Here is a 13,780-nt window from a genome sequence, read left to right as displayed (position 1 = left end):
TTTATTTTTCGGAAACAAAACGGATATATCTTTTTTCAATTCTTTGTTACAATAGTTACTTAGAGGTGAAACGAATGGATTTTGATGAATATGATCTTTTAAATCAATTAATTGATACTACCGAAACTTTAGAAGTCAAGTTACAGCAGGCAAATCTTACTTTTATACAGGCAAAGAAAAATATGACGCATTTTATTGCTCAGCTTAAAGATCTTTGCGCTACCTACAGCTTGCCGCTCAATAACAAGTCTAAATTCCCTCAAAAGCTTTCTCAAATTATGCAAAATCTTTCTCCACAAGACCTATTTTTACTTTATACGGCTATTCTATATGATAAAGGTTTAATATTTGACATAGAACGTACTAATCGTACAAGTGAACAGGATATAGGTTGTTACCTTACCCTAAAAAAAGACTTGAAAAAATGTTTCGATGAATTTTCTAGAAAAGCTACCTACAAAAGCACCTTCAGCAAACTGAAAAACCAGTGCAGTTTAACGAACATTCCACTACAAAAATCAGGTACTGAAGCGGACATTTATTTTGTATTCCAAACTTTCACTAAGTATTTCGCCATTGCTAGAAATAATGATTCCGAAATCATTATGGATAATATTGCACTAATATGTTCTCTGATGGCCAACAATGAAGAATTATTGCACATTGCACCGATATTTATTTATCAAGTTATCAGCAAACATAAAGCTCGTTTTTGCAAAACAGAAAATTTTCATTTTGAATGGGATAAACTTTGGTCATACAAATCTTATCAAATTGCAGCCGATAACGGCAAAAACTTTAATAATATTATTGATCTAGTAAATTTTTTCTTGGACTTATGCCATTATTTCAGCCAAAATTCAGCAGTTGACGTTGAGTTATCTCATTATATTTTTTCCGAATCAACGAATCTTTGTGAATGGTATTATAGTAATTACGAGTATGATGAAAAAGTCACTCTGTCTGTACCACTAACTATAAGAATTACACAAAGCAATATCGATTGCTTTGAAAATATGCCTAGCTATGGCTGCACCGATGAAGAATTCACTGACTTTTTCAGCTATAAAAAGTCATATACAAAACAGGTTAAACAAACGATAAATCAATACCTAGCTGCTCACCCAGCAATGATTGAGCAATACATAGATATAACGCCTACCAATTTAGATAAAAAACAGCACCTTGTTTATAAAATTCTAGATGATCTGGCCTTGCCCGCCAAATACATTCCAACTACCGACCTGCCTCTTCTCTATTCCGTAATTACCACACTTATCGAAATAGAGATAAATCAACAAACAGAAAAAGCTCTGTTTATAATTGGAAATCAATTAATTGATACTTTATTAGATATTAATATTCAAATAGAAGCGTAAAGTTACATTTGTTTACATTTCATGCTACCCCTTGCAATTTTTTCTGACATTTCATACATAAAGGACGACCATATTTATTAAGCGAAACATTACGTACTCCGGTTGTCAATTTTATACCACATTCACAGCAAATTGTTTGAACACTTTGTATTTGTTGTTTGTCTTTAACTGGTATGCTTGTCATTTGATCCGTTTTGGTATCTGCTTCCGGATCATCGCCAGTGCTAATTGCCATGCTAAGAAGATAGGCATATTTTATAGCGGCAGTCTGGGCTTTCATAACGGCTTTATCACCACTGTCCTGCCCTGTACCAATCCCTGAAAAAGATACCGATTCACCACTTTCCGCATCGATCAGCATAATATCAATTTTCACTGTAGCCATGTGCTCAATATTGCCTTTAGCTGTCGTTACATCTGCCTGTTGTAAAATCTCAGGCAGTACCACCGAGCAAAGTTTTTGTTTCACTAGCGCCATATTAATTTTTTCCAGTACATCTGCTGAGGTTGCATAGCGGTAATGGTGGAAATCATTGGTTCCTGTTTTTTGAATATAACTGCATTCTTGCATGACTTGTACCAGTTTTTTTGCTATTTTTTGCATGATAGTTCCTCCTATAAAAGAAACCCACTGCTTTTTTCGCAGCGGGTTTTCTTGTATTTATATCTGTTTTTATAAATTGCTTCATGATCAGCCAACTTCCGGTAGAAATTTTCCACTTTGTATCTGTATTTTCGCTCCATAAGGGCACTGCATGGCGACAATGCAATAATCCTTGCACTTTCTACCGTTCCAGCGTTCTCTTGGTTTACAGATTGAAGGTAGTTTTTTCTGGTTTAAAGCCTGCTGAAGTGCACGGGCTTTGGTTTTAAAATAACGCTTAATCCAGCGATTGCTTATTTTTTGGATCGGGATTAAATAAATGGACTGATCAATACCACGTTCACTGGCAACCCGGAGGTTGTTATCTCGGCACATGGCTTGAATCACCATTTTATTCACGGGAAAGCCTTGTTTTTCAAGAAGAATTCGATAATAGTTTAATTGCAGGGCCCATTCCATAACCATTTTCACGCCATTATAACACCATTGTTTTTTGGATTTCGGCTGACCTTTTCGGACTCCGGTTTTAAAGAATTCTCCCGTTGGCACATCAATCTTATAGTGTCCAAGAGCTTTCATGATTTTATAGGAACTGGTAACTTTAATATCGCCCAGGACCCCTTCATCGTGATCGATAATCTGCCCATATAAATCAAACTTACCAGAGGTAATTTCATCTTTCAAGCGAATTTCACTGAGCATATTACCTTCTGTATAGCCTTCGTTGATTGTATGAACAGCACTGCCATGAATCGCATAGACCGCATCTTGCGGTTTTACTGCATAGGCGGTAATTTTCTTTAAATAGGCTTCTCTAGTGCCGCCAATTAATTCTGTAACAGAAGGTTCACTCAAGCCCCGATCAGATGCTTTGGCAATGGCCCGCAGCGTCGGTAGGAACATACATCTTTGACTGCAAGCTTTTAAGCAGGTTTCGATTGTGACAGTTTTTCCACTAGGGCAGATAAAATATTTTGCTGGCATTGGGTTTCTCCTCCTTCATTTCCCTGTGTTTTATGGGTAATTTCAATTGATCCATATACTGCATCTTCTTTTACATCCAGTGTAATCTGCATTTGCTGCGCGGCCGCAAGGATGTTTTCTGCTAAAACTTTAGCTTGTATATAGCTAAGTGTAAGACTGATCGTTTTCCCAAAGTCCATTTGCAAATTAATGCCAAGGATCTGATTCTTTAGACGAATTTCGGCTTGAACGGTTTTATTTTCTAAACAATCGACGATCCACATAATATCCACACCTTTCTGTTCCTATCTTGCCATCGAAATGACATTGGTTATATTTTTCATGGCTACTTCTGCACCGGTAGCATGACTTGTTAGGAGATTGCGCCGAATCGGTGGCATAGCTAAAAGTTCTCCACCTAACCGCTCTAATTCGGTTGCCCTTCCATAACTTTCTACATCCTGACTGCCCCTTGTTACCGCATTGATCAAACCGTATTTAGAATTATCACCTGCCATAATGAAGTGACGCAAAATACTGCCTCGTTCGTTTTGATTTAAGATATACTGATCCGCTAAGAGTTCGACGGTTTTGACCGGATCATTCCCTGTTGTTTCCTGTTTCGTCTGCATCAATTTTTCTACCGACAGCTGAAATTTTGCTTCATCGACAGCGGTTCGAACTGTATCCTGCACTTTCATAAAAAAAGCTTTATCATCCGCCTGTAAGGTTTCATCGGAGTAAATTTCGTAAGCGGTATCATCGGTTTCAATCTGTTTGCCTACATGGTAGCGTTTTTGGGTATAGTCTTTGACAATCAGACCATTTTTACAAACCAGCCGATATAAAAGCGGTTCTACTTTGAGACTTCCCAGCCCCACTTCGCTGTTTGATATAACAAGACCCGCCTGCACAATATCTCCTACACCCACTTCTGCTTTCATTTTTTTATTGATGACTTTGATATACATATGGGTTTCAGTAACTTGACTGGATAAGATTTCAGCACCCCGCATCTCTTTGATAATGGGTAATACGGCATCGGCAAGCTCTAAATTATCCAGTCGCCGGTAACGATCCGATAAAAAAGCCCGAACACTGCCGTCTAAAGTACGAATCATCCTGCGATCACTATTTTTATCAAACCAACTGTTGATGTTTTCATCGAGTAAACTTGGGTATTCTTCCCGCATTTTATGGTAATATCGCTGTGGGATCTGCAAGCGGCTGGCAATTTGCTGATGGGCGAGTTCATTGACCGCAAACTGTTCGAGACCGTCGTTAATCCCTAATGATAATGTGCTGATTCCCTTTTGTGTCATAAATTCCAAGCTGCGGGTATCGGCAATATAATCTTTGCGTACAGCTCTTTGACGTTCTAATTCCTTCGCGAGTTCCATGATCGTTCTGCCTTGTTTCATATGAATTCCTCTTTTCATTTTTTTAATCTATATAAATAATGTGTAACCAAATAAAAAGACCGATAAGCAGCAATGCCTATCGGTCTTAGATATCTTCCATATAGCCTTTTTCTTTCATGCTGTAATACGTATTTTTCCCAAGAATCACATGATCTAAAATTAAAATATGTAACAATTTTCCCGATTGCACCAATCGGAGCGTTGTTTGTTTATCTTCCCGGCTGGGAAAAGGATCTCCTGAGGGATGGTTATGGACCAAAATGATATTGGTTGCCATATTTTGAATGGCGGCATGAAAAATCTCGCGTGCAGATACAAGAGCTGCGTTGACGGTTCCGATAAAAATAATTTTTTGTCCCATAATTTGATTCTTCGTATCCAAAAACAGGACTCTGAACTCTTCCTGCTGTAAATCCTCCATATCCGCAAAGTAGCCAGCTACATCAGCCGGAGCCGTAATTCTTGTAATTTGTGCCTTTCTTGCTTGCTGGATGCGCTTCATGAACTCTCTCACACAAGCAAGCTTTCTGACTTTACTTTCCCCCATCCCTTTTGCAACTGCCAACTGTTTCAGCGATAAGTGCGTCATGATATTGTATAAACTATTGTATTCACAGATCAGCTGTCTGGCTGCTTGTGGTGAAATAAATTCACGCAGCAGCTCTTCTTCCGAAAGATATTGCAGGGGTACTTCTTTTTTGACATCGTCCATTTTATTCTCCTCCTTAAAATGAAAAAGCACCGACACAAAGTCGATGCTCTTCTATGTTTTTATGATCCTTTGCAAGGGCTTTACGCCGCATCCGTAAGAACCACAAGTATTCATAGTTATAATATATAACTGTAAAATGTTTCTTTTACTTTTTATGGAATAGCTCTTTTCATTTTATATAACGCAGCCTGCACCTTTTTAATTCAATATAAAAAGGTGCAATTGTGATATTCAAACTAAATGCACTTTAAATATTTTTTTATTAAGTAAACAAAAAACCTCTGTTAACTACCGCTAAAACTTACACCTCTTAATATTTTTTATAATTTTTTCTTTTTTAGACGTTTCCATAGTATAGATCAGCAGCCTTTTACATCTGTTAGCCTGATTATTATTTAAAAATCCAGTGAAAATTTAACAGTGATTTGACGAAAACTTCTATATATTTTCTTCAACCTTTTTAAGTTCTTCTAAATCCTCATAATAGCTTCTTATTTTCAAATTCATACACTGCATTCTATTCTCATAAGTTCTGCTCTCTAAATTTTTCTTATTATAAAATAATGTAAGATCATAGATTGTCCCAGCTAAATATGAACAACGCTGACTCCATTCATGCAGTTCAATTGGTGGTATTGAAAGATTTGTTTCTTCCAAAAAAAGCCTTTCAATAACTGGAATAATATTGTCCAATTCATTAACAAGCATTTTTTCATCTTTAGATTTATTTAAAAATTCATTATACAATGCTATAACTTGTTCAGCTAATGTAACTAATTGCACCAATATTATCTTAGACTCATTAATCAAATTATCTTTAGTACCACAATTATTTGTATTGAAAATTTTTAAAGACTCATAATATGAATGAAAATGAACATAAACATTGTTAATGATGGAAGAGCTACCCTCTACTCTGTACCACCACGCTTTATCTTGAGCATCGTCAACCCATGTGGTATCACAAAGATAATTACCATTTACTATATCAGACTCATCACGCCCATAATAACAAAATACAAGATTAGCATCTTTTCCTCTCCAATGTTTTTCCGTTATTTCATTCTCATATATATCAAAGGTCTTAGCTTTTTTCACTATCTCGTGATTTATCACAGAAATTTCTTCAAATGAGAATGGCCGTTTTAAAATTACTTTAACTGCATATCTTTTCGCTAAACCATGATGCAATGGCTTAACAGAATAAATAACATAATTATCGGTTTCTTCATAAATTTGCGCAACATGAAAAGGATGATACTCCTGAACATCAAAAAATATCGTTCCACCCATATTTGCTCTATAAATCGGCTGCTGTTGTCTCTCCGGATTACGCTTATTCCAAACATCAAGATACACAAATAGTAGCTTTTTAATATCATCTAGTGACTTTTTCCCTTTTTGGATTAAATAAACATCTTGCAAAACTTCACACAAAAAACTTGTGAACAGACTTAATGGCTTCTCGGGGTGTCCATATGAGTATTGGTTATCTCTACTTGAAGCAAAAACTGCATAGCCTCGACCTAGAAAATCCTTAATTGCTTCATTAATGTTATACGAAGCAGTCTGGCTGACATTAAAATCTCCTGACATACAGCTATCAATAAATATAATTTTATTTTTGGCAGGGATTTTCTCTAAATATTCTATTATAACTTGTGTATTGATATACGAATCACTCAATAGCAAATGATGACTTGACTGTGATGTACCACCATGTCCAGAAAAATAAAAAACCAATGTATCATTAGAATCAGCGATTGAAGTCATTTGTTTTAACGCTGTCAGAAACTCAATTTCAGTAACAATTCCATTTTCACCACATGTAATAATATTTAATTTATTAAAATTCAATCCAGACACTAACGCTTCACGCATAGCACTAATATCATTAATACAAAATGGTAAATTTATTTGATGGATTCTATCATAATTACTTACACCGACAATCAAGGCTCTTAACGTATTCATATAAAGCCTCCCTATAAATTCACTATAAAAAGTTAGAATTTGGCTCTAAAAAAAACATTTATGAGATTAATGACATCAAACAAAATCGTAGATACACCCGTAGAATGCTTTTTTCAGACACTTAAGCAATTTCAAAGAATCGCTACTCATTATGAAAAATTGACAAACCGATTCTTAACGTTTATTCATATTGGGTGTATTAGATTTTGCTGAAATAATATACATGATTATGACTTAATTATGAGCATCCTATATATTTAAATTCAAGGTAAATACTACACTAGTTGGTCTAAAAATCCTACTCATTTACTTCGTATTATAATTTGTCGCCAAATGCTGCAATAGTCTCTTCACTATCTCTATTAGATATCGTTTTGCCCATCGCAATACTAATAAGGTCTAATAGCTTCTTTGCTCTGTTTACAAAAAATCCATCGAAATCGTCAATACGAATAATTGCTGTATCAATCTTATGGCTCGTTATAAATTTATCTAAATCTGCTGCAATTACTTTGCTGTCATTTTCAATTTTATTCAGATACTCACTTGGAGCATTACCTCCCAATATACGATTAGTTCTTGCAAATAGAGGAGTCTTATTTACAATAGAGTTCCATTTTTCTCTCTTATAGCCTTTTTTTTCGCAATAAGCACGTGGAAACACATGATGAATATCTGTATTTTCATCTAGAAAAGTTGTAAAATCCATGGCACTCCCACTAATAAAATCAGAACAACCTGCTTTTAGTAGCAGAGCCATTACCCCTTTATATGCGGCGCTCAGTCTAGTTTGTAGTGATATTAGGCGTGTTGGATTAAAATAGGATCTGCTTATTGTGTCAGGGTCTTGTCCGTTTTCTGTAATCCATGAAATGAGTCCAGTAACGTCAAGAGCATACCTCGTTTCATTAGCTCCGCCATACATCTCACCAAAAACACCACACCAATACCAACGAGCTATTTTACGTTTTACTGTACTATCATGCACTTTGCTCCCTAATAGTGTAAATGTTGCGGCCATTGGAATTAGCTGTGTACTGTATGGCAAATCACGCTCAGAAAATATGCGTTGCTCCTGTAAAAATTTTGCTGCCTGTAAAAAACCATCCGCTAATTGATCAGCATTATTTTTGTATTCTTCTAAAGTTAAGTTAAGCACATCCTTTTTCTTGCAACTTACTGCGGCTCCTCTATTTTTATGACGACTATAGCCAGTAAGCAAAGTCATTGATGTTAAAAAATCTGTCGCCGTTACATTTGACAAAACAGATTGTTTATTAAGAGCTTCTTTTCTTTTTTCCCAATCTTTTCTAAGTTCGAAATCATCTGCTGCAAATGTAGCTGTAACAAGTTCAAAGACTGTAAGTTCTATACCTCCAGTATTTACATTCTCAAAAACCTGGCATACTGCTTCCTTTGGAATTGCTTTATCCAAGGTAATAATTGGTAATTTATAAGATTGTATTAAAACTAAGACATCCACAGTGAAACGTGCATATCTTTCTAAAATATCTGGATTATATTTATGAGACTTTTGATATTCATTTTGCCACGTATTGCAAGCCATCAGGTCATATACAATATTAAGGGGGAACATATGATGCTCAAATTCTTTTTCACGAGTCGATAAGTCTAAATCAATTTTCCGACCAAAGTCCGACTTCAACTTTCGGTCCTCTGGTATGGATAGAATTGCATCAACTCTGTCAATTTGTGGGTTTAGGCAATTTTTTATATCCAGGTAGTAAAACCTTTTAATATCAGCTTTCTTTTCCGTTATAGTTTTAACTACTTTTTTGCTAAACATAGCGCAAAAAATAGACGTTAAACGCTGTTGTCCATCAAGCACAAGCTTGTCTGGTTTAGCGACAAAATCAACTCCTGTAAATTGGCGATACTTAAATCTTATATTATCACCACCATATTCGAGAAACATTACTGCTCCTACTGGATATGAATTAGATATACTCGCAATAAGTGCCTTTATACGATAATCATCCCAAACCCAACCACGCTGAAAATCCGGCAGTTGTACATCAGCTTTTGAAATTGACATTAGTACCTCGGATATACTTTTGTCGTTTGAATGGAAAGAACTTGCCATTACATTCCCTCTTTTCGTATCTAATTACTTAATCTTTCTTCCATTTTACCACATACTTGTCCCAGAATAAGGATTTTTTTATACTGTTTCCTGGACAACACTGTATCAATCGCTACGCCATACAGCAAAGTATTTTCTAAACAGCCTACACCTTCAACGTTACTTTAAAGCATTTTTATGCTGGTGCTAAATTATAAATATCATACTTTTTTCAATAAACATTTAAGTAATATAACAAAAATGGAGGTTTAAAAATCATGTTTGAACAATATAACGATCTAGTAACGGTAGAAGAGCTTTGTGAAATGCTTTTCATCGGCAAAAACGCGGCTTACAAATTATTAGCATCCGGTGAACTAAAATGTTTCCGGTCTAACCGAATCTGGAAAATCCCTAAACAAGGGGTTATTGAATATATAAAAACTCAAAGTAATTTAGCTTAAAAATAAAGGCTTGGCGATTTGCCAAGCCCTTATTTTGTCATTTTTTCTTCAGTCATTTCAATCCGATACGTTGTTTCTCTCACCATAATAAATTAGATTTCTTAGAAATTCTATTTTATTCCAGATAATTCAAGAATGTATCTCGAAGGTTTTTGAACCTTCACGCCCCAATTGGTATTCTTTAACAAAGGATAGGTTAAATAACAGAGTCTTTTAGATCGTGTTATAGCTACAAACATATTATGACGTTCTTCAATAAGTTGTTTGTTATCTTTGGAATTGTCATCGGCATATACAGCTCTATAATCCGGAAAAACGCCCTCATTTAATCCCATTATAAAAACGACATCATACTGCAATCCTTTGGACATATGGACGGTGGTTAAAACAATTCCTTTATCCTCAGATATATTTGTACTACCTAACGAAACCGTTCGTACAAAATTCGCCAATGATCTTTCACCAGCAGATGAATTTTTGACATAGCAATTCCAATGTTCTTCCCATGCTTTTAAGTCTTCACTAATTAATATTAATTCATGGTCATCTAGATTTAATTGACTGTTGTTCATATAATTTTTAAGTTTTTTTATTGCTATATGAAATTTTATTTCATTGTCATTTTCCAACAGTATAGCCCATGCACTCCGTAAGATATTTAATAACAGCACCCACTGCTCAGATAAATCTTTATCCTGCTTAAGTTCTTCAAATGTCTTATATTTTTTCTTACTACTAACTAATTTAGATAGTTCCACTAAATGTATTTTATCTTTACTATTAACTAATAATCTTATACCTAATTCAAACGCTTTTACAAAGTCCGATTCACTTGAAAAAGAGCCTTTTGCAGATGCTTTTAACGTATACTCCATCTTATTAGCCTTTAACAGTTCCTCTATATATTTAAATATATATCTGTTCCGTGCAATTATTGCACACTGCTCAAGAGTTATATCATTGTTTTCAACATCAGGGTGTCCATTTTTTATTAACCGTTTAATTTTTTCAACTATAAACTCTGCCTCTTTTTTTTCATCGTCAAAATTAAATATTTCAAATTCACCTTCATACTTGCAAACTCCATATACTTCAAATGAACTTTCTATTTTTTTTGCGGCTTCTATAATTTTTTTTGAGGAACGATAATTTTCATTAAGTTCAATTTTTTCGGCCTTAAAATCATCTAAGAAAAGCCTTTCAATATAATCACTTGTGGAACCATTAAATCCATAGATCGATTGATTAGGGTCGCCAACCATAGTTACTCCTATTTCATTCCCTGCAAGAGCTTTTATGATTTCGTACTGCGCTTTGTTCAAGTCTTGGGCTTCATCGATACAAATGTATTTATAAATTTTTCTATAAAGTCGAGCCACGCTTTCCCTCTCAGTTAAAATTTGATAAGAATATCGTAGAATATCATCAAAATCAATTACCCCTTGTTGTATAAGCATATTGTCATATTCTTCAAATAATTTTTGAATTAATGGCTTATTAGCATAATCTCCAGCAAACTTTAAATTTCTTTTAGCATTACTCAAATTATCCAGAAGCTTTTTGATTTTTTTTTGATTTTCTTTTGTATCAGTTCCTATATACTTTGCTTTAATTTGAGGAATACTCTCAATAGCTTCTTTAAATATTTGCAATCGATCATTATATGAATCACAAATATGAAGCTCATCCGGTAGACCAATAGCACTACTCCGTGAGGTGACAATATCTAAACAAAATTTATGTATTGTACCGATATACGTACATTCATTTAATTTTTGTTCCCCTAATGTTTCCACAAGTCTTCCTTTTAATTCTTCAGCCGCTTTATTACTAAAGGTGATTGCTAGTACTTTCTCACCTTTCTTTAATATTAAAATCAATCTTTTTATTCGTTCAGTAAGGACTCTCGTTTTCCCACTTCCTGCACCCGCAATTACGAGTAAATTATCCCCCAGATAATCTACAACTGCCTTCTGTGTATTAGACAAATTTATTGCCATTACTTTTCACCATCTTTCAAATCTTGTTCTATTTTAATAAATAACTCTTTGAGTTTTGGTGGTATTCGTCTTGTTTTTGGCTTACTGCTACATATTTCTTCTGCAATAGCGGTTGGGTATTTAGTTTTAGCGGACATTATACAATCTTTTGTAGCTCTACAATAGCCTCCATCAGCATCACCAGTATAATTTCTTATTTTTTTCCCACCTTTTTCCTTATTGGTATTGTTCTTGTTAATATAAGTGCTCATGTAATTATCGTCACTTTCAATTCTACATATTGCCTTTGTTATTTCTTTAATATAACCTTTTTCAAGGCAATATGTCTCAAAACAGTTACCATTTTCAAGCACAAATATATTGTCAAAATCCAATAAATCGGGTTTAACACCGGTCTTGCTAATTTTCTCCAAACATTCGATTAAATTTTTTAATGGCTGTGTTTCTCCATCACTAAAAATATACCATTTTATATCGAGCCTCTCTAAAACCCTCATAAAAGGTGTATAATTACCTCCACCTACGCCAATTATATTAATTCCTAATTCAAAAGGCTCTTTGCTGAAATATTCTCGTAAAAATACAGTTATTGCTTGTTCTTCGGTTTCTCCCTCTGCCATAATAACTGCATTTGCATATAATATCTCACCACGAGTATTCATGACAGTTCGTCTAATTTTCCGAATATCATCTGCACCAAGACCATCAACTAATAACGGGAAAATTTTTGAGTAGGCTCCTGCCTTTCTGACATATCTTATTTTATGAAGTTCAATTTGAGATAGTATATATGGCGAATGTGTAGTAATTATCTTTTGCCCTTGCATAGAACTTATATCAGAAAACAACTGCCGCTGTGCCTGGGGATGCACATGGGCTTCAGGTTCTTCAACTAAAATTAATGGATGATATGCAACATCATCCCCTGCTCGCTTTCTCATTTTCGCCAAAATTTCTGCCTTTACAGTTGAAAACACTGCCCAACTTCTTACACCTAGCCCTAAATTTTCTACAGAAGTCGGCGACGAATCCTTACTTGTATAGTAAATATTCATTCCCCGATAAAGTGATTCAATATCTCTCGTTATTGGACTAATATTGACTTTACTTTCTTTATCTGCCGTTGATACTTTCAGTTCTTCACCTATAGATTTTAATATCTCACTTTCACGAATAATTCTTTTGTTTAGTGTGTTTAACTGCGTTCCAATGTTGGCCTTAACTTTATCAGATACTTTTATCCTAGAAGTTAATTTCCCCCAAATTGATTTTTTGTCTCTAATATCCAATGAAATATCTCTTTGAGCATTAATTAGTATATTCCCAATGCTCTCTATAGTTTCACGCTTTATGGTATTTCCGACTTTAGATTCACCTGAATCTGCCCAATTATCTATTTTATATTTTATATTTGTGTATATTTCTTTATCTGTATCATAAGCGACCTCAGTTCTAAATGCAAAATATTCTTTATCTGTTGTATTATCAATGCTTATACTATCACCAAAAGCTCTTGCCCATTTATCATTAAAATTTTTCTGCTCGGTTCCTTTACTATCTATTGGTAGAATTCTTATATCAATTATAATTTTTTTTGTTTCATCATAAGGATCATCTGGAGATGTAAATATATCTTCTCTAAGTACCGTAGTGAAATCAAATGCCAACCCCACCGCTTGAATAATATTTGATTTTCCACAATTATTTTTACCTACTAAAACAGTGTACTCATCGAATTCAATAGATGCTTGTTTGAGGGAACGAAAATTATTAATTTTTATGTTTTTTATTATTATATCCACTTAAAATATCTCTCCTCATTTTTATATCTATTATAAACACGCCCATATACTGTTTATGGCATAATGAAATAGGACAAAGTTGCAAATAAAAATCCCCACTTATGCAAAACAGAATTCCTCAAAAATGCAAAAAGCCATTGCGAACAAGAACCAAATAACCTACCCTTATTAGGTGACAAAACACTAACGGGGGAGGACTGGAGGATGCTCACAATGACCCAAATTGATTATATCAGAAAAGCGTTCTTTGAGGAAGGTCTCAATATTTCACAAATTGCAAAAACCTTTTCTTGTGATCGCAAAACGGTGCGCAAGTATTTGGCAATCGAAGATTTCAATCAACCATTCCCTAAAGCAAAACGCGTAACCGAACAACCA

Annotated in this window: 11 protein-coding genes; 2 read left to right on the top strand and 9 right to left on the bottom strand. The window is 34.5% G+C overall.

Going from position 1 to position 13,780, the window contains the following annotated elements; genetic code table 11:
• The first annotated feature begins 74 nt into the window (after positions 1–74).
• A complete protein-coding gene (locus BMY14_RS10615) occupies positions 75–1,379 on the top strand; it encodes a hypothetical protein (RefSeq protein ID WP_091831581.1) in 1,305 nt (434 codons plus the stop codon).
• Between the two features lie 19 nt (positions 1,380–1,398).
• Here the strand turns inward: BMY14_RS10615 and BMY14_RS10610 are convergent, their stop codons facing one another.
• From BMY14_RS10610 to BMY14_RS10585, 7 genes are all read right to left on the bottom strand, one after another.
• Positions 1,399–1,983, bottom strand: coding sequence for an ERF family protein (locus BMY14_RS10610; protein WP_091831579.1), 585 nt, complete (start codon positions 1,981–1,983; stop codon positions 1,399–1,401).
• Positions 1,984–2,070: 87 nt separating this feature from the next.
• A complete protein-coding gene (locus tag BMY14_RS10605; RefSeq protein ID WP_091831577.1) occupies positions 2,071–2,967 on the bottom strand; it encodes a hypothetical protein in 897 nt (298 codons plus the stop codon).
• Positions 2,907–3,230 (bottom strand): hypothetical protein, encoded by a 324-nt coding sequence (locus BMY14_RS20350; RefSeq protein WP_143063160.1) that lies wholly within the window; start codon positions 3,228–3,230, stop codon positions 2,907–2,909. Before BMY14_RS20350 ends, BMY14_RS10605 begins: the two co-directional genes overlap by 61 nt.
• Positions 3,231–3,251: 21 nt before the next feature.
• A complete protein-coding gene (locus BMY14_RS10600) occupies positions 3,252–4,367 on the bottom strand; it encodes a DUF932 domain-containing protein (RefSeq protein ID WP_091831575.1) in 1,116 nt (371 codons plus the stop codon).
• Between the two features lie 85 nt (positions 4,368–4,452).
• Positions 4,453–5,079, bottom strand: a complete 627-nt coding sequence (gene radC / locus BMY14_RS10595) for a RadC family protein (RefSeq protein WP_091831573.1) — start codon at positions 5,077–5,079, stop codon at positions 4,453–4,455.
• A 438-nt stretch (positions 5,080–5,517) separates the two neighbouring features.
• The gene (locus BMY14_RS10590; protein ID WP_091831571.1) at positions 5,518–7,053 is read right to left on the bottom strand and encodes a caspase family protein; all 1,536 of its coding nucleotides are present in this window, start codon (positions 7,051–7,053) and stop codon (positions 5,518–5,520) included.
• 316 nt (positions 7,054–7,369) lie between these two features.
• Positions 7,370–9,157 (bottom strand): DUF262 domain-containing protein, encoded by a 1,788-nt coding sequence (locus BMY14_RS10585; protein WP_091831569.1) that lies wholly within the window; start codon positions 9,155–9,157, stop codon positions 7,370–7,372.
• Between the two features lie 257 nt (positions 9,158–9,414).
• Here BMY14_RS10585 and BMY14_RS10580 point away from each other — a divergent pair, with 257 nt between their 5' ends.
• Entirely contained in the window at positions 9,415–9,600 is a 186-nt protein-coding gene (locus BMY14_RS10580; RefSeq protein ID WP_091831567.1) for a helix-turn-helix domain-containing protein, read from the top strand.
• 110 nt (positions 9,601–9,710) lie between these two features.
• On the opposite strand, the gene BMY14_RS10575 is transcribed toward BMY14_RS10580, so the two are convergent.
• Positions 9,711–11,600: an ATP-dependent helicase gene (locus tag BMY14_RS10575; RefSeq protein ID WP_091831565.1), complete on the bottom strand. Its 1,890-nt coding sequence runs from the start codon at positions 11,598–11,600 to the stop codon at positions 9,711–9,713.
• Entirely contained in the window at positions 11,600–13,402 is a 1,803-nt protein-coding gene (locus BMY14_RS10570) for an ATP-dependent nuclease (protein ID WP_091831563.1), read from the bottom strand. Before BMY14_RS10570 ends, BMY14_RS10575 begins: the two co-directional genes overlap by 1 nt.
• Positions 13,403–13,780: the final 378 nt, after the last annotated feature.

It is taken from the genome of Propionispira arboris, from assembly GCF_900109225.1.
GTDB lineage: Bacteria > Bacillota > Negativicutes > Selenomonadales > Selenomonadaceae > Propionispira > Propionispira arboris.
The sequence above is the reverse complement of the archived record's forward strand: the minus strand, read 5'-3'. Positions and strand labels throughout refer to the sequence as shown.

What these genes read in the sequence shown, in the direction of transcription:
- BMY14_RS10580 (WP_091831567.1), top strand. Translation starts at nt 9,415, where the DNA reads ATGTTTGAACAATATAACGATCTAGTAACGGTAGAAGAGCTTTGTGAA.
- BMY14_RS10605 (WP_091831577.1), bottom strand. Translation starts at nt 2,967, where the DNA reads ATGCCAGCAAAATATTTTATCTGCCCTAGTGGAAAAACTGTCACAATC.
- BMY14_RS10575 (WP_091831565.1), bottom strand. Translation starts at nt 11,600, where the DNA reads ATGGCAATAAATTTGTCTAATACACAGAAGGCAGTTGTAGATTATCTG.
- BMY14_RS10600 (WP_091831575.1), bottom strand. Translation starts at nt 4,367, where the DNA reads ATGAAACAAGGCAGAACGATCATGGAACTCGCGAAGGAATTAGAACGT.
- BMY14_RS10590 (WP_091831571.1), bottom strand. Translation starts at nt 7,053, where the DNA reads ATGAATACGTTAAGAGCCTTGATTGTCGGTGTAAGTAATTATGATAGA.
- BMY14_RS20350 (WP_143063160.1), bottom strand. Translation starts at nt 3,230, where the DNA reads ATGTGGATCGTCGATTGTTTAGAAAATAAAACCGTTCAAGCCGAAATT.
- BMY14_RS10610 (WP_091831579.1), bottom strand. Translation starts at nt 1,983, where the DNA reads ATGCAAAAAATAGCAAAAAAACTGGTACAAGTCATGCAAGAATGCAGT.
- BMY14_RS10615 (WP_091831581.1), top strand. Translation starts at nt 75, where the DNA reads ATGGATTTTGATGAATATGATCTTTTAAATCAATTAATTGATACTACC.
- BMY14_RS10585 (WP_091831569.1), bottom strand. Translation starts at nt 9,157, where the DNA reads ATGGCAAGTTCTTTCCATTCAAACGACAAAAGTATATCCGAGGTACTA.
- radC (WP_091831573.1), bottom strand. Translation starts at nt 5,079, where the DNA reads ATGGACGATGTCAAAAAAGAAGTACCCCTGCAATATCTTTCGGAAGAA.